This is a genomic window from Pyxidicoccus sp. M6 (genome assembly GCF_055568925.1).
The window spans coordinates 1,626,450-1,645,446 of the sequence record NZ_CM145714.1 but is presented as its reverse complement, the minus strand read 5'-3'; the positions used below and the strand labels follow the sequence as shown (position 1 = coordinate 1,645,446).

General features: G+C 69.0%; 17 protein-coding genes. 10 read left to right on the top strand and 7 right to left on the bottom strand.

Going from position 1 to position 18,997, the window contains the following annotated elements:
* Nucleotides 1-2 precede the first annotated feature (2 nt).
* Together ACVTJA_RS06965 and ACVTJA_RS06960 are read right to left on the bottom strand one after the other, a co-directional pair.
* Nucleotides 3-2,159: a sensor histidine kinase gene (locus ACVTJA_RS06965; protein WP_465834879.1), complete on the bottom strand. Its 2,157-nt coding sequence runs from the start codon at nt 2,157-2,159 to the stop codon at nt 3-5.
* A gap of 94 nt (nt 2,160-2,253) precedes the next feature.
* Nucleotides 2,254-3,144 (bottom strand): sigma-70 family RNA polymerase sigma factor, encoded by an 891-nt coding sequence (locus tag ACVTJA_RS06960; RefSeq protein WP_465834877.1) that lies wholly within the window; start codon nt 3,142-3,144, stop codon nt 2,254-2,256.
* A 77-nt stretch (nt 3,145-3,221) separates the two neighbouring features.
* Between ACVTJA_RS06960 and ACVTJA_RS06955 the strand changes: the two genes are divergently transcribed.
* The gene (locus ACVTJA_RS06955) at nt 3,222-3,677 is read left to right on the top strand and encodes a carboxymuconolactone decarboxylase family protein (RefSeq protein ID WP_465834875.1); all 456 of its coding nucleotides are present in this window, start codon (nt 3,222-3,224) and stop codon (nt 3,675-3,677) included.
* A 325-nt stretch (nt 3,678-4,002) separates the two neighbouring features.
* Nucleotides 4,003-5,043, top strand: a complete 1,041-nt coding sequence (locus tag ACVTJA_RS06950; RefSeq protein WP_465834874.1) for a hypothetical protein — start codon at nt 4,003-4,005, stop codon at nt 5,041-5,043.
* Here ACVTJA_RS06950 and ACVTJA_RS06945 read toward each other — a convergent pair.
* Entirely contained in the window at nt 5,027-5,932 is a 906-nt protein-coding gene (locus ACVTJA_RS06945) for an NmrA/HSCARG family protein (RefSeq protein ID WP_465834872.1), read from the bottom strand. The two genes, ACVTJA_RS06950 and ACVTJA_RS06945, sit on opposite strands and share 17 nt — an antisense overlap.
* A 298-nt stretch (nt 5,933-6,230) precedes the next feature.
* On the opposite strand from ACVTJA_RS06945, the gene ACVTJA_RS06940 reads away from it, so the two are divergent.
* The 8 genes from ACVTJA_RS06940 (at nt 6,231) to ACVTJA_RS06905 (ending at nt 14,614) form a co-directional block, all read left to right on the top strand.
* Nucleotides 6,231-7,673 carry an aldehyde dehydrogenase gene (locus ACVTJA_RS06940; protein ID WP_465834870.1) on the top strand — a complete coding sequence of 481 codons (1,443 nt, stop codon included), beginning with the start codon at nt 6,231-6,233 and terminating at the stop codon, nt 7,671-7,673.
* Nucleotides 7,674-7,690: 17 nt separating this feature from the next.
* Nucleotides 7,691-8,122, top strand: coding sequence for a RidA family protein (locus ACVTJA_RS06935; protein WP_323378830.1), 432 nt, complete (start codon nt 7,691-7,693; stop codon nt 8,120-8,122).
* Nucleotides 8,123-8,647, top strand: a complete 525-nt coding sequence (nbaC, locus tag ACVTJA_RS06930) for a 3-hydroxyanthranilate 3,4-dioxygenase (protein WP_465834868.1) — start codon at nt 8,123-8,125, stop codon at nt 8,645-8,647.
* A complete protein-coding gene (locus tag ACVTJA_RS06925; protein ID WP_465834866.1) occupies nt 8,644-9,660 on the top strand; it encodes an amidohydrolase family protein in 1,017 nt (338 codons plus the stop codon). Before nbaC ends, ACVTJA_RS06925 begins: the two co-directional genes overlap by 4 nt.
* Nucleotides 9,657-10,937 (top strand): kynureninase, encoded by a 1,281-nt coding sequence (gene kynU / locus ACVTJA_RS06920; RefSeq protein WP_465834864.1) that lies wholly within the window; start codon nt 9,657-9,659, stop codon nt 10,935-10,937. The genes ACVTJA_RS06925 and kynU overlap by 4 nt, the downstream gene beginning before the upstream one ends.
* Complete coding sequence (locus tag ACVTJA_RS06915) at nt 10,924-12,321, top strand: FAD-dependent oxidoreductase (RefSeq protein ID WP_465834862.1); 1,398 nt, start codon at nt 10,924-10,926, stop codon at nt 12,319-12,321. The genes kynU and ACVTJA_RS06915 overlap by 14 nt, the downstream gene beginning before the upstream one ends.
* Nucleotides 12,299-13,036 (top strand): SDR family oxidoreductase, encoded by a 738-nt coding sequence (locus tag ACVTJA_RS06910; protein ID WP_465834860.1) that lies wholly within the window; start codon nt 12,299-12,301, stop codon nt 13,034-13,036. Before ACVTJA_RS06915 ends, ACVTJA_RS06910 begins: the two co-directional genes overlap by 23 nt.
* Nucleotides 13,037-13,126: 90 nt before the next feature.
* Nucleotides 13,127-14,614 carry a hypothetical protein gene (locus ACVTJA_RS06905; RefSeq protein WP_465834858.1) on the top strand — a complete coding sequence of 496 codons (1,488 nt, stop codon included), beginning with the start codon at nt 13,127-13,129 and terminating at the stop codon, nt 14,612-14,614.
* Between the two features lie 79 nt (nt 14,615-14,693).
* Here ACVTJA_RS06905 and ACVTJA_RS06900 read toward each other — a convergent pair whose 3' ends face one another.
* The 4 genes from ACVTJA_RS06900 to ACVTJA_RS06885 form a co-directional block, all read right to left on the bottom strand.
* On the bottom strand, nt 14,694-16,040 hold the full coding sequence (locus ACVTJA_RS06900; protein WP_465834856.1) for a hypothetical protein: 1,347 nt from the start codon (nt 16,038-16,040) through the stop codon (nt 14,694-14,696).
* A gap of 180 nt (nt 16,041-16,220) precedes the next feature.
* Complete coding sequence (locus ACVTJA_RS06895; RefSeq protein WP_465834855.1) at nt 16,221-17,027, bottom strand: alpha/beta hydrolase family protein; 807 nt, start codon at nt 17,025-17,027, stop codon at nt 16,221-16,223.
* Between the two features lie 15 nt (nt 17,028-17,042).
* Nucleotides 17,043-18,176 carry a hypothetical protein gene (locus ACVTJA_RS06890; protein WP_465834853.1) on the bottom strand — a complete coding sequence of 378 codons (1,134 nt, stop codon included), beginning with the start codon at nt 18,174-18,176 and terminating at the stop codon, nt 17,043-17,045.
* Nucleotides 18,173-18,706 carry a DUF4365 domain-containing protein gene (locus tag ACVTJA_RS06885; RefSeq protein ID WP_465834851.1) on the bottom strand — a complete coding sequence of 178 codons (534 nt, stop codon included), beginning with the start codon at nt 18,704-18,706 and terminating at the stop codon, nt 18,173-18,175. Before ACVTJA_RS06885 ends, ACVTJA_RS06890 begins: the two co-directional genes overlap by 4 nt.
* Nucleotides 18,707-18,997: the final 291 nt, after the last annotated feature.

Below are 18,997 nucleotides of genomic sequence, written 5' to 3'. Positions count from 1 at the left end.
ACTCACCGGGGGAGGACCACCTCGAAGCGGCTGCCCTGGCCGGGCGTGCTGTGGACGTGGACCTCCCCTCCGTGGGACTCGACAATCTGCCGGGTGATGTAGAGCCCCAGCCCGAGTCCCCCGTAGTGCCGCTCGCTGACGGCGCGGCCGAAGCGCTCGAAGATGCGGGACAGGTGCTCGGGGGCGATGCCGATGCCCGAGTCCTCCACGACGATGCGCACGTGGGCCTCGTCCCCGGAGAGCGACACGTGCACGGGCTTGCCCGCGCCGTACTTCAGCGCGTTGGTGAGCAGGTTCGTCACTACCTGGTCCACCCGCAGCCGGTCCCAGCTCCCGCGCATGTCGTCGCGCGTGTCGAGCGTCACCGGGCACCCGGCCTGGCTGGCGGTGACGGAGAAGCGGGACACCACGTCGCGCGCCACCTCGGCCAGGTCCATGGGCTCGCGGTCCAGCGTCAGCCGCCCGCTGGAGATGCGCGACACGTCCAGGAGCCCGTTCACCAGCGCGGACAGCTTCGTCACCTGCCGCTGCACCACGTCCAACTGCGAGGCCACCGTCGTGGTGGGAATGGAGGGCGAGCCCTTCTGCGTCTCGCGCCGCATGGACTGGAGGCGCAGCTGCAGCGGCGTCAGCGGCGTCTTCAATTCATGGCTGGCGATGGAGAGGAACTCGTCGCGCAGGAGCACCGACTTGCGGGCCTCGCGGTAGAGGATGGCGTTGTCCAACAGCAGCGCGGCGCGGCGCGCGAGGTCCTGCGCCGTCACCAGGTCCGCCTGCGTGTAGCGCCGCGAGGGGCGCACGGCGAGGAAGGTGAGCGCCCCCAGTGAGCGGCCCCGGGCCAGCAGCGGGACGGACATGATGCAGTGGAAGCCCACCTCCTTCATGACCTCGTAGTGCCGCTGGCTCACCGCCACCCGGCGCAGCCACGCCTCGGAGACGTCATCCACCAGCACGGACTCGGCGCGGCGCACCACGCGCGTGGTGGGGTGGTTGGAGCCGGTGGCGCCGGGGGGATAGTCGCGCACCTCGCGGGCCAGGGCGTCCTGCGTGGGGTCAGCGTGCGCCACGGACATGCGGTGCGTGACGCCCGCGTCGTCGAGGAGGTCCACGAAGCACCAGTCCGCCATGGTGGGCACGGTGAGCCAGGCGAGCGCGTCCAGCGTCGCCTTCGGGTCCAGCGACGAGGACGTCAGCACGCGGCTCGCTTCCGAGAGGAAGGCCGCGCGCTGCTCGGCCGCCTCCGCCAGGGTGCGCGCCGCCTGCTCCTCGCGCAGCAGCCGTTCGAGCTCGCCCTCGGCGGGCCGCGCCGCCGTGAGGTCGGTGTTGACGCCCACCCACTCGCGCGCGGTGCCGTCCTCGTTGAGGAGCGCCACGCCGCGCGCCAGCGTGGGGAAGTACGAGCCGTCCCTGCGGCGCAGGCGGTACTCGCACTCGTAGAGGCCGCCCAGCGTGGTGGTGCGGCGCACCACGTCCGCCACGCGGGCCTGGTCATCCGGGTGGATGGCGGCCATCCAGCCCCAGCCGGAGTACTGCTCGTGGTTCTGCCCGGTGAAGTCCCCCCACGTGGTGCTCACCTGGGTGATGGCGCCCCGGGCATCCGCCGTCCACACCACCTGCCTGGACGCGCGGGCGAGCGCTTGGAAGCGCTCCTCGGACTGGCGCAGCCGCTTGCGCAGGGTCGCGTTCTCCTCGCGCAGCCGCACCGCGTCCAGCGCCATGCCGGCCAGGTCCACCAGGCTGTCGAGCGCGATTTCGTCCTCACGGGTGAAGTCGCGCCCCGACTCGGGGTCGAAGACCTGGAGCGTGCCCGCGCTCCCCGGAAGCGCCACCGACAGCCAGCCGCGCGACGGGGCCACGCGCTCCTCCCCGCGAGGCTCCAGTCGGAGCCGCGGCTTGTCCGGGCGGGATGCGGGCGACGGAACCGAGTAGCCACCCCACGCCTGATAGGTCGCCGACAGGGAGGTGGCGACGACGCCATGCGGACGCTGGGCGTTGGGTGCCAGCGTCACCGTGGCCTGATGCGCCCGCGTCAGCCCGCGCGCCATCTCCGCCATGAGGAAGAGCGCTTCCTCGAGCGTGGGCGCGGTGAAGAGCGACCGGGGGCCCACCTCCTCTTCGGACGGTTCCTGCGGCAAGGGCACGGCGGGTTCCATGGGCATGCTGTGCGTTCCCCCCTTCGGAGCACAACTGCTTTGGGAAACGTTCACATCGGCTGAAGTCGTTCCCCGCCCCGGCCGGCCGCACAGCAGCCACTCAACCTTCGTCGAGCAAGGACACCTCGAGCGCGCGCAGGCTCGCGGGCCTGGCGAGCACGTCGATGTGGGAAATCTTCCCGTCCTTGAACGTGAAGTGCAGCGTGAGGAAGAGCCGGCCCTGGGGCGCCACGATGATGCCCACCTCGCCATTGATGAGCGCCGGCCGTGCGGCGACGGCGCCGCGCGCCCCCTTGAGCGCCAACGAGGCCACGGTGCGCGCCCCGCGAATCTCCAGCGGCGCACCCGCGGGGATGGAGACACGGTCGTTCCGCAGCACCACCTCCGGGTCCAGCACCGCGAGCAATGCGTCCAGGTCTCCCGTACGCAGGGCCATGAGGAACGCGTTCACCGTGCTTCGCTGACGCGTGAGCTCTGCCTCGGGGAGCGTGGCCGCGCCCTGCACGCGGCGCCGCGCGCGGCTCGCGAGCTGCCGGGCCGCGGCGGGCTCGCGTCCGACAATGGACGCAATCTCCTCGAAGGGGACGGAGAACAAATCGTGCAGCACGAAGGCGATGCGCTCGGCGGGCGACAGCGTGTCGAGCACCACGAGCAGCGCGAGCCCGACCTGGTCCGCGAGCAGCGCCTCCTGCTCCGGAGACGCGACACCGCCCTCGCGGTTCACGAGCGACTCGGGCACGCCCTCACCTTGAGGGTCCTCGCGACGGGACTCGCGGGCGCGCAGCATGTCCAGGCACACCCGGGCCACCACCGTGGTGAGCCAGCCGCCGAGGTTCTCCACCTCGCTCGTGTCGGCGCGGCTGAGCCGGAACCACGATTCCTGGACGGCGTCCTCCGCCTCCGACAGCGAGCCGAGCATCCGGTAGGCCACGCCGCGCAGGTGGGCCCGATGCGCCTCGAACCGCCCCGCCAGCCCGTCTTTTTCGTGCATCGGTCACATCTCCTTTTCGGGATTCGTCATGCCTTTGAAACCGGATGAACCCCGGATGAACCCCGAAGGAGAACACCATGCAAGCACGAATGAAGAACCCCGCGGCGCACAACCCCGAGGCCCTCAACGCCATTCTGGCGCTGGCGAAGTCCTTGAAGCAGGGCGGCGTGCCCGCGCGCACGCTCGAGCTCGTCCACCTGCGGGCCAGTCAAATCAACGGCTGCGCCTTCTGCCTGGACCTGGGCCTGCGCGAGGCCCGCAAGCTGGGCGAGACGGATGAGCGCCTCTTCATGGTGTCGGCGTGGAGGGAGTCGCCGCACTTCAACGACGCCGAGCGCGCGGCGCTGGCGTACGCCGAGTGCGCCACCCGCCTCAGTGACCGCGCGGAGCCGGTGCCCGATGACGTCTGGAAGGAGGTCGCGCGATGCTACGAGGAGCCCGCGCTCGCGCAGCTCGTCATGTACGTCGCCATGGTCAACATGTTCAACCGCGTCAACGTCTCCACGCGGCAGGTGCCGGGCACGGGCTGGTGACGGCACTGGTGCTTCAGGACTCGCCCTTCCAGCAGCAGGGAGGAGGTGTCCTCTCTGCCAGGGGTCCGTTCGCCGCTCGTCTGCATGCGCAAGGCCTCCAACGGCCTTCAAAGGCAGACAGCGCCTGACGGAGATGTGACGCGTCCCACGCTACGAGTCGGGGCCCTCCGCAAGGTCGGCATCCTCAGGGGCCACACCCTCGTCCGCGTCGAGGAATGGACACGCCACCTGAGCGCTCACCAACAGGAACAGGCGCCTGGGGGGCATGCCCGGCGGACATTCCTTCGACCATCCTGGGCTCCGCCGTGTCACGAAGGGGGCGTTCATGTCGCAGCCTGGCGAGAAGGTTCCCTCTCCTCGGGAAGCTTCACCTCGGGGCCCACGCCGGTCCGTCTGGCGGGATGCACGCGCGGCCCTCTCGCTCGTCTTCGGCTCGTCGCTCGGCTTCTTCATCCTCACCGCCCTGGGCTTCATGGCGGCGTACCTCGTCCTGGTGGGTCCCCACCTCCAGCACCTGGCCTTCCTGGGCTCACGGCAGTCGGGGTTCTGGCACATCTTCCTCTCGATTCAGCCAGCGCTCTGGGTCGCCTACGTCTCCATCCTCTGGGGTGAATTCAAGAACCGCCCGGTCTGGCCCGGCACGCGGAGGGAGCGGATGGCGGTCCTGTTCTGCACCACCGTCGCCCTCTTCATCGTCATCCTGCCCTTCGCCGCCCAGGTCCTCCTCTGGCGGGAGAGCCCTGCCCTGAAAGCGCTGATCACCCCTTCGATGTCCGTGTTCAATACGAGGGTGCACATCCTGACTCCGTTCGGGATAGCGGTCGTGACACTGCAGGCCCTGAGCCTGTGCTGCGTACACGTCCAGCTTCTCCGCCTGTCGCCGGGCGCCCCGTCCCAGGAGAAGGAACCCGAGGCAGGAGCGCTCGAGGACGACGTGCAACGGTACCTGCGGCTCCGAGCTCAACTGAGACTGGTCCTGGGCCTCGCTGCGCTCCACTTCGCCATGTCGGTGCTGAGCATCGGCATCTCGCGCAACCTGCTCAACGCAGCTTTTCCCGCGCGCCCCGAGCTGTTCCCGGAAGCGCCTGTCGTGGGCTACGGCGTCTACTACTCAGGGCTCATGGCCAGCGTCTACGTCCCGATTCGAAAGACGCTGAGAGACGTGGGCGAGGCCCTCGCGGAGCGGCTCGTCCGACAATCCCTCGGAGCCCAGGCGCCCTGGAAGGCGCGGTCCGAGGAGCTGCAGGCCGCGCGCGCCTACCTTGGCATGCAGGAGTCCGCATTCCAGGAGCTCCAGCAGGGCCTCGCCGTGATGGCACCCCTGCTCGGTGGCCTCTCCTCGCTGTTGCTCAGCCCGGGTGGGTGACCGCCCGCTCCGCGCGGAGGAGCGCGTCACGGTGGGCGCGGACCCACGACTCGAAGGACTGCCAGCCCACCTCGGGGAGCTCCCGCCGCAGGGCGACGACGTCCGCGCTGAAGCCCCTGCGGCCCATCCACGCGAGGAGGGCCACCACGTTCCGCCCCAGCTCTCCCTGCGCGGGAAATGAGTCCAGGGACAGCTCGACGGGGCGGATGAGCCTGCCCAGCTCGCGGGAGAGAACCCAGGCGGCCTCGTTCCCATCGAGCTCATCGCCCGCGAGGTCGAACCTGCGCCCGAGGAACGGCTCGCGCCGCTCGAAGGCGAGCGCGCAGAAGCGCCCGATGTCCTCCACCGCGACGTACTGGACGCACTGCTTCACCGGCATCCACCGGGAGAACGCGCCGGCTCGCAGGCCCGTCAGGCTGAAGGGCGTGAGCAGGTTCTCCAGGAAGTACGCGGGCGCGACGATGGTGAAGGGCCGGCCGGAGCGGACCAGGTGCTCCTCGACGCGGCGCTTGCTCTCGAAGCTGGGGATGCCGGTGTCGCGGTCCGCGTTGCACGCGGAGGTGAGCACGAAGTGCGCGACGCGGGCCTCGCGCGCCGCGTCCACCAGCGCCATGCCCTTCATGGCCTCCTCGGCGATGCCCTCGAAGGGCGTGGTGACGCCGAAGACGGCCTCCACGCCCGCCATGGCGCGCACCAGGGACGCGAAGTCCTCGAAGCGGCCCGGGACGAGCACGGCCCCGAGGCGCTCGAGCTCCCGCGCGGCGGGCGCCTCCGGAAAGCGCACGAGCGCACGCACGCGATGGCCCCGCTCCAGCAGGCAGCGCGCCACCGCGCCCCCCTGCTGCCCCGTGGCCCCTGTCACGAGCACGTTGCGGACTGCTGACATCATCGACCTCCCCCGCGCGGACCGTGCCGCGCATTCCTCCTTGGGGAGAACTGTCCGCGGGTGTGACGGGGGCCACACCAGTATGACTGCTTCCCCTCAGAAGCAGGCGTCCTGGGGCAACGCGTCATGCCCGGGTACACGAGTGGACGGCGCGCGTGCGCGACGCTGGTGACGCCCCTCCCGGTTTCATACATTGCGCCCCGTCCCGCACAGCCCGGCGAGGCCCCCTCCCCTGCGAGCAACCAGCGCAGCGGGAGTCCCTGGCCCGGCCGTGGGGTTGGCACACACAGAGGGCCCGGCCATGGAGAAGGTACTCAACTACATCGGCGGAGAGCTGCTGCCCGCCAGCGGCAACGCGTGGCTCGACAAGCCCGAGCCGGCGACGGCGGAGACGTACGCGAAGGTGCCCGACTCGGACGAGCCGGACGTGCAGCGCGCCGTGGAGGCCGCCTCGCGCGCCTTCCCCGCCTGGTCCGCCACGCCCGCGGTGGACCGCTCGCGCATGCTGCGCCGCATCGCGGAGGCCATCCGCTCCCGCCTGGACGCCTTCGCCCGCGCGGAGTCCATCGACACGGGCAAGCCCCTGTCCGTCGCCTCCAGCGTCGACATCCCGCGCAGCATCCTCAACTTCGAGTTCTTCGCGGACGCCGTCACGCAGTTCTCCACCGAGGCGCACCAGACGGACAACGTCGCGCTCAACTACACGCTGCGCTCGCCGCTGGGCGTGGTGGGCTGCATCTCCCCGTGGAACCTGCCGCTGTACCTCCTCACGTGGAAGATTGCCCCGGCACTCGCCATCGGTAACTGCGTCGTCGCCAAGCCGTCCGAAGTGACGCCGATGACGGCGTATCTGCTGTCGCAGGTGTGCCGCGAGGTGGGTCTGCCGCCGGGCGTGCTCAACCTCGTGCACGGCCTGGGCCCCAAGGTGGGCGCGGCCATGAGCCGCCACCCGGACATCAGCGCCATCTCCTTCACCGGCAGCACTCGCACCGGCGCGGAGATTGCCCGCGTGGCGGCGCCCGCCTTCAAGAAGCTGTCCCTGGAGATGGGCGGCAAGAACCCCAACGTCATCTTCGCGGACTGCGACTTCGACGAGGCGCTGAACACCACGCTGCGCTCGTCCTTCGCCAACCAGGGGCAAATCTGTCTCTGTGGCCCGCGCATCTTCGTGCAGCGCCCCCTGTATGAGCGCTTCAAGGAGGCGCTCGTCACCCGCACCCGCGCGCTCAAGGTGGGCGACCCGCTGGAGGCCGGCACGGACCAGGGCGCGCTGGTGTCGCAGCAGCACTTCGACAAGGTGCTGAGCTACGTGGAGCTCGCGAAGCAGGAGGGCGGCCGCGTCCTCGCCGGTGGCAAGCGCGCCAGCGTATCGGGCCGCTGCCGCAACGGCTGGTTCGTGGAGCCCACCCTCATCGAGGGCCTCGACGCCTCGTGCCGCACCAACCAGGAGGAAATCTTCGGGCCGGTGGCCACGCTGATTCCGTTCGACGCAGAGGAGGAGGTGCTCACCTGGGCCAACTCCACGAAGTACGGCCTCGCCGCCAGCGTGTGGACGCGCGACTTGCAGCGCGCGCATCGCTTCGCCTCGCGGCTGCACAGCGGCATCGTCTGGGTGAACACCTGGATGCTGAGAGACCTCCGCACGCCGTTTGGAGGCGTGAAGGACTCGGGCGTGGGACGCGAGGGCGGCTGGGACGCGCTGCGCTTCTTCACCGAGCCGAAGAACGTCTGCATCAAGCTGTGAGCCCGTGACAGGAGCGCATCGTGAGCAGCAGTGAGCGAGTCGATTCCCAGAAGGCCCCGGAGCCGGTGGGCCTGTATCCCCACGCTCGGCGCGTGGGCAACCTGCTCTTCCTCTCCGGCGTGGGCCCGCGCGAGCGCGGCACCAAGAAGATTCCCGGCGTGGAGCTGGACGCCGAGGGCAACATCACCTCGTACGACATCGAGGCGCAGTGCCACTCGGTGTTCCGCAACGTCCGCTACATCCTCGAGGACGCGGGCTCATCCTGGGACAAGCTGGTGGACGTGACGGTGTACCTCACGAACATGAAGAAGGACTTCCCCACGTACAACCGGCTGTGGGCGGAGTACTTCAAGGACAACCCGCCGTGCCGGACGACGCTCGAAATCAACCGGCTCCCCACGCCGATTGCCATCGAGCTCAAGTGCATCGCCACCATCGGAGATGAATGAATGGGCCGCCTGACTCCCATCAACTTCAAGAAGTGGATTGACGAGCACCGCCACCTGCTCAAGCCGCCCGTCGGCAATCAACAGGTGTGGGCCGATCGCGAGTTCATGGTCACCGTCGTCGGTGGTCCCAACGCGCGCACGGACTTCCACATCAACGAGGGCGAGGAGTTCTTCTACCAACTGGAGGGGAACATCACCCTGCGCGTCATCGACGAGGGCGAGGTGCAGGACATCCCCATCCTGGAAGGGGAAATCTTCCTGCTGCCGCCCAACGTGCCGCACTCGCCGCAGCGCCCGGCGGGCACGGTGGGGCTGGTGCTGGAGCGCCGCCGCCAGCCGAAGGAGATGGACGGCTTCATGTGGCTGTGCCCGAAGTGCGGCGAGAAGCTCTACGAGGAGTTCGTGCACGTCACCAACCTCGTGACGCAGCTGCCGCCCATCTTCGAGCACTTCTACGGCAACCCCGAGCACTGCACGTGCAAGAAGTGCGGGACGAAGGTCACCAAGGGGAGCCCGGCGCGTTGAGAATCGACATCCACACGCACCTCCTGCCGGAGAAGCTCCCTCGCTTCGCCGAGCGGTACGGCTATGGCGGCTTCATCACCCTGGACCACCACGCGCCATGCCGCGCGCGCATGCTCCGAGACGACGGGAAGTTCTTCCGTGAAATCGAGAGCAACTGCTGGGACCCGGTGAAGCGCATCGAGGAGTGCGACGCCCACGGCGTGCACGTGCAGGTGCTGTCCACCATTCCGGTGATGTTCAGCTACTGGACGAAGCCCGAGCACGGCGCGGACATGGCGCGCTTCCTCAACGACCACCTCGCCGGTGTCGTGCGCGAGCACCCGAAGCGCTTCGTGGGCCTGGGCACGGTGCCGCTCCAGTCGCCGGACCTCGCGGTGCGCGAGCTGGAGAGGTGCGTGAAGGAGCTGGGCCTCGCGGGCGTGCAGATTGGCAGCCACGTCAACGACTGGAACCTGTCCGACCCGGCGCTGTTCCCCTTCTTCCAGGCGGCGAGCGAGCTGGGCGCCGCCATCTTCGTCCACCCGTGGGACATGATGGGCGAGGCGAAGATGCAGAAGTACTGGCTGCCGTGGCTGGTGGGCATGCCGGCGGAGGTCTCGCTCGCCATCTGCTCCGTCATCTTCGGCGGCGTGATGGAGCGGCTGCCCAAGCTGCGCTTCGCCTTCGCGCACGGCGGCGGCTCGTTCCCGATGACGCTGGGCCGGATTCAACACGGCTTCGAGGCGCGTCCGGACCTGGTGGCGGTGGACAACAAGGTGCCGCCGAAGGACTACGTGGGCCGCTTCTGGGTGGACTCGCTGGTCCACGACGAGGAGGCGCTGCGCTTCATCATCCGGCTGTTCGGCCAGGACAAGGTGGCGCTCGGCAGTGACTACCCCTTCCCCCTGGGCGAGGACCGCCCGGGCACGCTCATCGAGTCCCTGAGGGAGCTGGAGCCGGCCGCGCGCGAGCGGTTGCTCTGGCGCAACGCCCTGGAGTGGCTCGGACGCTCGCGCGAGGACTTCGCACCATGACGACGCCGTACGCCTTCGAGGACACCGAGGCCTTCGCCCGCAAGCTGGACGCGGAGGACCCGCTGCGCGCCTTCCGCGACGAGTTCCTCTTCCCGCAAGGGCCGGATAGGAAGCCCGTCGTCTACCTCGCGGGCAACTCGCTGGGCCTCCAGCCGCGCAACGCCGCGCGCTACATCCAGGAGGAGCTGGAGGACTGGGCGCGCTTCGGCGTGGAGGGCCACCACGAGGGCCGCCACCCGTGGCTGCACTACCACGAGCTCGTCACCGACATGGCCGCGCGGCTGGTGGGCGCGAAGCCGCTGGAAGTGGTGGTGATGAACACCCTCACGGTGAACCTGCACCTGATGATGGTGTCCTTCTACCGGCCCACGAAGGAGCGCTTCAAAATCCTGATGGAGGGCGGCGCCTTCCCGTCGGACCAGTACGCGGTGGCCTCGCAGGTGCGCTTCCACGGGTACGACGCGCGCGAGGCGGTGATTGAATTGAAGCCGCGCGCGGGCGAGGAGACGCTGCGCACCGAGGACATCCTCGGGATGATTGAGAAGCACGGCCACGAGGTGTCGCTCGTGCTGCTGGGCAGCGTGAACTACCTCACCGGGCAGGCCTTCGACATCGCGGCGATTACGAAGGCCGCGCACGCGAAGGGCTGCTTCGTGGGCTTCGACCTCGCGCACGGGGCGGGCAACCTGAAGGTGTCGCTGCACGACGACGGGCCGGACTTCGCGGTGTGGTGCTCGTACAAGTACCTCAACAGCGGACCGGGCAGCCTGGGCGGCGTCTTCGTCCACGAGCGCCACGCGCGCGAGAAGGACCTCCCCCGCTTCGAGGGCTGGTGGGGACACAACAAGCAGACGCGCTTCCAGATGGGCCCCACGTTCGACCCGCTGCCGGGCGCGGAGGGGTGGCAGTTGTCCAACCCGCCCATCTTCCAGCTCGCCGCGCTGCGCGCCTCGCTGGAGCTGTTCGACAAGGCCGGCATGGAGGCGCTGCGCGCCAAGAGCGAGAAGCTCACCGGCTACCTGGAGTTCCTCCTGGACAAGCTGCCCCCGGGCTTCGTGCGCATCACCACGCCGCGAGACGTGAAGCAGCGTGGCGCGCAGCTCTCGCTGCGGTTCAAGGGCGAGGCGCAGGGCATGCTGAAGCGGCTGGCGGACGCGGGCATCGTCTGCGACTTCCGCAAGCCGGACATCATCCGCGCGGCGCCCGCGCCGCTGTACTGCAACTACACCGACGTGTATCGCTTCGTGAGGACGCTCGAAGGCCATGCCCGAGACTGACCGGAAGGAAGCCGTCACCGTGGTGGGCGCGGGCCTCGTCGGCTCGCTGCTCGCCCTGTACCTGGCCCGCCGTGGCTACTCCGTGGAGGTGCTGGAGCGCCGCCCGGACATGCGCCGCGAGGTCATCGACGCGGGGCGCTCCATCAACCTCGCCATCTCCACGCGCGGCCTGCACGCGCTGCGGCAGGTGGGGCTGGAGGCGGAGGCGCTGAAGCACGCCATCCCCATGCGCGGAAGGATGATTCATTCCGCGAAGGGCGAGCTGACGTATCAGCCCTACGGCAAGGACGACTCGCAGCACATCAACTCGCTGTCGCGCGCGTGGCTGAACAAGTTCCTGATGACGGAGGCGGAGAAGACGGGCCGCGTCCGCATCCGCTTCAAGCAGCGCGTCACCCACGCGGACTTCGAGACGGGCGCGCTCACGGTGGACGACGAGACGACCGGCCAGACGCGCCACGAGGAGGGCCGCGTGCTGTTCGGCACGGACGGCTCCGGCTCCGCGGTGCGGCAGGAGATGGACCGGGTGCCCGGCTTCCATGCCACGCAGGAGCAGCTCGGCCACGGCTACAAGGAGCTGACGATTCCGCCGGGCCCGGGCGGCGCGTTCCAGATGGAGAAGCACGCGCTGCACATCTGGCCTCGTGGCTCGTACATGCTGATTGCCCTGCCCAACGAGGACGGCAGCTTCACGTGCACGCTGTTCCTCCCGTGGAAGGGCCCCGTGAGCTTCGAGTCGCTCGACACGCCCGCGCGACTGGAGGCGTTCTTCGAGGAGCAGTTCCCTGACGCGAAGAAGATGATTCCGGACCTGGTGGACGCGTTCTTCTCGCGCCCCACGGGCAGCATGGTGACGGTGAAGTGCGCCCCGTGGCGCGTGGGCGGACGGGCGGTGGTGCTGGGGGACGCGGCGCACGCCATCGTCCCCTTCTTCGGCCAGGGGATGAACTGCGGCTTCGAGGACTGCGTCGTCCTGGACGGGCTCCTGGGGAAGCACGCGCGCTGGGAGGACCTGTTCACCGACTTCGAGCGGCTGCGGAAGACCCACGCGGACGCCATCGCGGACATGGCGGTGGAGAACTTCATCGAGATGCGCGACAGCACCGGCAACCCGCGCTTCCTGCTGGAGAAGGCGGTGGAGAAGGTGCTGCTCAACGCCTTCCCGGGTGAGTTCGTCAGCCGCTACACGCTGGTGAGCTTCAGCCGCGTGCCGTACCGGCTGGCGTACGAGGTGGGCGCGATTGCCGGCGGAATCGTCTCGGAGCTGTCCGAGGGGCTGACGCGGGCGGAGGACGTGAATCTGGAGCGCGCGGGGCAGCTCATCCGCGGGCGGCTGGTGCCTTTCGTGAAGGAGCACGCGGATGGATTTCGGACTGAAGGGTAGGCGCGCGCTGGTGATGGGCGGCTCCGCGGGCCTCGGCTACGCGATTGCACAGGCGCTGGTGAAGGAAGGCGCCACGGTGGCCATCTGCTCGCGCGGCGGCGAGAAGCTGGAGAAGGCCGCGAAGGAGCTGGGCGCGGAGCTCGCGGTGCCGTGTGACCTGAACCAGCCCGGCGCGGCGAAGCGGCTGGTGGAGGAGACCATCTCCAAGCTGGGTGGCGTGGACGTGCTGGTGGTGAACACCGGCGGTCCTCCGGCGGGTGGCTTCGAGTCGCTCACGGCGGAGCAGTGGCAGCTCGGCTTCCAGAGCCTGTGGATGGCGGCGGTGGACGGCATCCAGGCGGCGCTGCCCGGCATGAAGGAGCGCAAGTGGGGCCGCATCGTCCTGGTGACGTCGCTGGCGGCGCGTGAGGCCATGGCGAACCTCACCATCTCCAACGGCCTGCGCGCGGGCCTGCTGGGGCTGGTGAAGACGGTGAGCAACGAGGTGGCACAGTACGGCGTCACCCTCAACGCGGTGCTGCCGGGCTTCCACGCGACGGAGCGGATGACGCAGCTCGGGCTCACGGACGAGAAGGTGGCGCCGCAGATTCCCGCGCGGCGGCTCGGCCGTCCGGAGGAGCTGGCCGCGGTGGCCGCGTTCCTCGCGTCGGAGCCGGCGTCGTACGTCACCGGCCAGTCCATCGTCGTGGATGGCGGCGCGCAACGCGGTTTCTAATTGACACAGGGTTTCATTTTCCTGGCGTCGTGATTCGGACAGGATCCGGGGTTGGCGGCCATGCAGGCCGCTCTTCTCCGGGGGTAGGTGATGTACCTGTCGAGACTTCGCTGGCTGGCGCTGCTGCTGTGCGGTTGTGGCGCCCCGGTTGTGGATTCTGGACCCGAAGCGCTGACGTCTGCTCGTCAGGCCGTGATTCCCGTCGAGTCGTTCCGGGACTCGTTCAACGGCGCCAACAACGCGAACAACACGGGCCTCAACGACAACCTCGCCGCGCGGCAGTCCGGCACGCTGGCACCGGCGACGTACACGCGCGTCCCCGGCCTCTGGTACTCCGCGCCCGCGCCGAGCATCTGGTGGGCCCAGGTCAACCACATCTGGCATCCGGACACGCTGATATTCGCCGAGTCCACGACCGCGCTGCGCATGGACAAGCCCTTCTACCGGGATGCCTCGGGCGCGTTCCGCCTGTCCTTCGTCACGGAGCCCATCGTCAGTGACGCTCGTGACAGCTCCAACTGGGCGTCCGTCATGCTCAGCGCGTCGTCCGCCTCCAGCGGCTACGTGTCCAACGCGGACATCGACTTCGGCTTCCTCGTCCGCTCCAACGGACGGCTGATGGTCTTCGACAACGGCACGCAGGTGACGGTGACGCCGTCGAGCGTGCCCGTGGCCGACCGGTACGTGGTGAGCTTGTCGGTGCGCGACGGGCAGGTGCTCGGCACCGTCAACGGCACGTCCTTCTCCGCGACGCTGAACGGCCCCTCCGCGCTTCCCGGACAGGCGTACCTGTACCTCGGCGCCTATCTGGGGGCGGGCCAGGTGACGCGCTTCGATGACGTGGCGGTGTCCCCCGTGGTGGACCACCTGAAGCACTATGGCTACTACTGGGCGCAGTCGAGCTCCTACGGCTCCCACCTGGACGAGGTGACGGCGCATACCAACCTCAACTTCGCCCAGGGGCCCGCGGACCTCGCGGCGTGCGCCTCGCGCGGGGTGAAGTGCCTGCTGGAGACGCGGTGGCAGTTCTTCAGCGGCCCCACGCTGCGCGCGGATTATGCGCAACAGTGGGGCGCGCTCGTCAGCGCCATCAGTCCCTACATGAGCAGCGTGGGCGGCTTCTACGTCATCGACGAGCCCTACTGGAATGGTGTGTCGGTGCAGGACCTGACGACGTGTGTGAACACCATCAAGGACACCTTCCCGAACATCCCGGTGATGGTGGTCCACGCGGTGCCGTCCATCTCGCCCACGCTCGTCACCCCGGCTCGGGCGGACTGGGTGGGCTTCGACCATTACGGCCCGCTGTCCGAGGTGGTGGGCTACCTCAACACGCTCCGCTCCACGCTCGCGCCCAGCCAGAAACTATGGCTGGTGCCGCAGTCGTTCCGGACCGGCGTCTATTCCACCGATGCGGCGCTCGCGCGGGCGAACTGGGACTACTACGACCTGGCCCGCACGGACCCGCGCGTCCTGGGGCTCCTCAACTTCGGCCTGTGGACCCACGACAGCCCGTCCGCGATTCCCCAGACGTTCGCGGCGCAGCAGGCCATCGGCAATGAGTTGCTGAGACGGTAGGCGGCACCACCGGGCATGGCGTGAAGCGTGCGCGCCATGTCCGTGCCACGGGCGATGGAGCCGGACGTGCTGTAGGCGCTCAGGGCTTCAGCGCCTGGAAGAAGACGTCTGCCTCATTCGCGCTGATGTAGCTCCCATCGTCGAGGGCGACCGTGCCGTAGAACAACCCCACGCGCATGACGGCGCCGTCGTCCAGGATGGCAGCCTCACGCGGTATGAGACGATTCTGGGGGCAGACCTCGGTGGAGTCCTTGACCCGCGAGCGCACGTCCCCCGAGGGCGAGAGGAACAGCATCCGAGACTGGCATTGCTTCTCCCACCACACCACGGCATCCCCCTCCGGGCTCGCGGCGACGCGGGGGAAGTTGGAGGAGTCTTCCTCCAGTTCCTGGGCCCACAGTGGATTGCCGTCGGCGTCAGCCGCCAGGACCGCCGCGACGACGCCGCAGAGCCCTCCGGTGGCGCAGGGCAGATTCACCCGGTAGCTCCCCCAGAGAAAGTCCCGGTAGAAGGTGCCCACCATGAGCATGCCGCCGTCCGGCAGGACGGCCAGGCCCGTGAAGTCTGCCCAGCCCTGTGACTCATGCGTGTTGCGCGTCCATCGCAGGGAACCGTCGGCGGACAGGCTCACGATGACGCCCGCGCCATAGGACATCCCGACGGATTCCCGGCCCGCCGCCACCACGTTGCCTCGGGAGTCCACCCCCACCGTGGTGAAGGAGGCCGCCTTCCAGTACGTCCAGGTCCACCGAGCCACGCCATCGGTGTCGTAGCGAATCACGGCGTCCTGCCGCGTCGTCGCCACCACGCCGCCCTCACCGGCCGCGGCCAGCGCCTGGAAGGCGCCGCTGATGACCCAGCGCGAGTCGCCGTCCGCTCCGAACTTCGCGAGCAATCCCTCGCTCTGGACGGGCTCACTGCCATCCACCCGGAACGAGCCGCTCGTCGGAAATTGGAAGGACACGAAGATGTCACCCGCCGGGGACACCGCGAGCCGCGAGTACTGACGCAGGCCGAAGACATCCGTGCTCATCGAGACGTTCAGGGAGCGGGACCAGAGGGGCTGCCTCTTCGAGTCGTAGCGGGTGAGCACCAGGTTGCCGGACACGCCCCCCACGGCCTCGTACTGGGGATTCGTCAACAGCACGACGAAGCCTCCCGCTCTATCCGTGGCCAGGCCGGCCACGTCCTGGAAGCCGGGAAGCGACACGTGCGTCGTCCATAGGGACTCCAGGGACGGCCACGGATTCGGAGAAGGCACCGGAGGAGTTGGAGCGGGCGTGGGTGTCGGCGGCGGCAAGGGCTCGGGCGCTGGCGTGTCCTGCCGCACCATGTCCCGCAAGTCGTCGACTGCCGTGCCACCACACCCCAGCGCAGTGCACACCCCCAGCGCCAGCCCCATCGCGCCCGCCCACCACCTGCCCATGATGCACACCACTCCCGCCCGGCCGCCCGCCGCGTGGAAGGTGGGGACCCGGTGGTTTCGCGGCAAGGGGCGGCACTACAGAAGCGAGCGCACCGCCTCCACCACCCGAGGCCACTCGCGCGAGCGCGGGTCGATGACCTCGAAGTGCCCCGCTCCGAGGAGGATGAGCAAGGGGCGCCGCTACAGCAGCGAGCGCACCGCCTCCACCACCTGCGGCCACTCGCACGAGCGCGGGTCGATGACCTCGAAGTGTCCCGCGCCGGGGAGGATGACGAGGCGCACGGCGTCACCCAGCTCACGGCCGCGCGCGTAGAAGGCCTCGCTCATGGACACGGGCACGGTATCGTCCTCCGTGCCATGCACCAGCACGTGCGGAGTCCCGAGCGGCTGGAGCCGCGCGGGTGACGCCACGCGGTAGCGCTCGGGCACCCGGCCGGGCGGGCCGCCGAGGAATGTCTCCGTGATGTTGTCACTGAGATTGAGCTCGAAGGCGCGCTCCAGGTCGACGACGCCCGCCAGCGACACCACGCCGCGCAGGGGCAGTGGGTCCGCGCGGTGGAGCACACTCTCCGCCGGCAGCCGGTGGCGCGCGCCGAGCCACGTCGCGAGGTGTCCGCCGGCCGAGTGCCCCATCGCGACCACGCGCGAGAGGTCCAGCGGGTGCGAGCGCGCCAGGGTGCGCAGGAAGTCCGTGCCGAGCGCCACGTCCTCGAACGTGCCGGGCCAGCCGCCGCCTTCATGGCCGACGCGGCGGTACTCCAGGCTCCAGGTGGCGAAGCCCTGGCGGGTGAGCTCGGCGCAGAGGTGGCCGATGTGCTCCAGGTCATACTTCGCGCGCCAGAAGCCGCCGTGGATGACGATGACCACCGGATGCGGCCCCGGGCCCGAGGGCAATCGCAGATCGCCGAACTGATGTTGTAGCGGGCCATACGGAATCCGCGCATCCGCGGCGGGCGGCGGCGCATCGAGAACCCACATGGAACTCATCGACCCCTCCGGCCTTCAAACCGACTGAGTTGCCTTGCCGACGATTTCGAAGCCAGTGGCCTCGTCAATCCAGTGCACCCGGGTTCCTCGGCGGAGGACACCCCGCACCGTGACGTAGAGCTGGTTCAGGTGAGCACTGACGGCATTGCGATAGTCCGAAGCTCCCAGTGTGACGCGAGCCCTCAGCAGCTCGTCATCCACCTGGACCAGGAGGACGACAGGCCCTTCGACCTCTCCCTGGTCTCCAGGTCCCCCCATGAGCTCGGCGACCTTCCCGACGAGCTGCTCGGGCTGGGCCTCACGCGTGGGACGAAGCTGGTGGGCGACCCGCTCGATGCTCTCGTACATGTTCCGGTCGAGATGCGCCTCCGAGGCGACCTCGGGGCTGACCGGCAGCAGTGGAGACCATGAGCCCCGCAGACGCAGGTCGGCGGACTCATCGGCGGGCATCATCTCCACGAGCGCCTCGCACAGGTTGGCACTCAGCACCGGGGCTCCCGGCGTCGGTTCGAGCACCCGCTGCGGCTCCCCCGCCCGCACCGACTTCGCCAGCCAGGCCACGGACTGCAGGAGCAGAATCGCGGTCTGCCGTCCGAACGGGTCCCCCTCCAGTGGCTGCTGTGCTCCGATGTCGAGCGGTGTCTCCACGGTGAGCACGAAGCTGCCCACTTCCGTCTGTCCCAGACGGCACTGCCTCAAGAAGGCGTCCGCCTCCGTCAGCGCTAGTCGGGGATGAAAGGTCCTGGGCCGCTTCACGCTGCAGGCGCTCGCCAACAGTGCCTTGCGCACGCCATTCACCAAGTCTAGTCCATCCGCGAGGCTGACGCCGCCATCACTCATGGCGTCGCCCTCGAGCCCGAAGCGCAGCAGGTCCCTGCGAGGCTGCAGGAGGTCGTGCAGGACGGAGTCCACCGTCCTCCGCTCGACGGCGGCGAGCCGCCGGGCAATCACAACCATGGCCTCGCCATAATCCACGAGGTCACGGTCCAGCGGGACCTGCACCTCCACGGGTGGCTCTTGGCCACTGCGGTAGATGGCCGCGTAGGAGCGACGCGAGGGCACCCGGCTCCACCCTCGCGCCTCCAGGTAGGCACGCACGTCCAGGTAGTCCACGCGGCTGCCCAGTTGCAGAAGCTGCTCGCCGTTCATGAGTCGAGCGCCTCCTCGCGGGCCACCTTCCGCAACAGCTCGCGCAGCGAGTCATGCGTCAGGCATCGTGTGCGGGACAGGTGGACCGTCTGGCTCGTTTCGTTGGTGGTACGTGGCCTGCCACGGAGTGACAGCCAGTAGGCACACCGCCGCAGCGTGAGCGATTCCGAAGTGAGGGTGAGCCACTCCTTCTCATCCTCGGGCATCACGAACACCACCAGGATGCGGGGAACGAGCGAGGGCCCCACCAGGTCGTTGTAGTTCTTCTTCGGGAGAGGGAAGGCCATCTCCTCCCCGTCGAACGAGGCCCGTGTGGTGGCCTTGAGCTGAACGGCCAGCTCTGGAGACGTCAGCACGGCATCATCCACCAGCAGCCCTCGAGCGCAGACCTTGAGGTCGATGCTGTCCCGGTCCTTGCGAATCTCCTCGACCGAGAACCCGGCGCGAGAAGCCACGGCGTGCAGGTAGGCGATGCTCAACTGCTCCTTCACATCGTTGGGCCCCAGCATGCCGCCTCCCAGTTCCGCCACCCTGTCACCTCACGCAGAAGGGCCGCCGACTGTAGCCGCCCTCCGGGGCGACGGTCCGAAGAAGACGGCCACGTCCTTTGCGCCAGGGCTCTTTCCATGCGTTGGGGCTGATCCAACCGCCCTGCCCACCGCAAGGCCGCCTGTCTACTGTCCAGCCGGGCATACAGGCCGTGAACCCCGCCGTCTGTCCATGACGCATCACTCCAAGCGCCCGCCGGAGGTGTAGGTCTGTCTTCCAGCGAGCTTCATCTTTTGTGAGCCCAGTTTTTAAGCCTTCCCGTCAGGAACTTT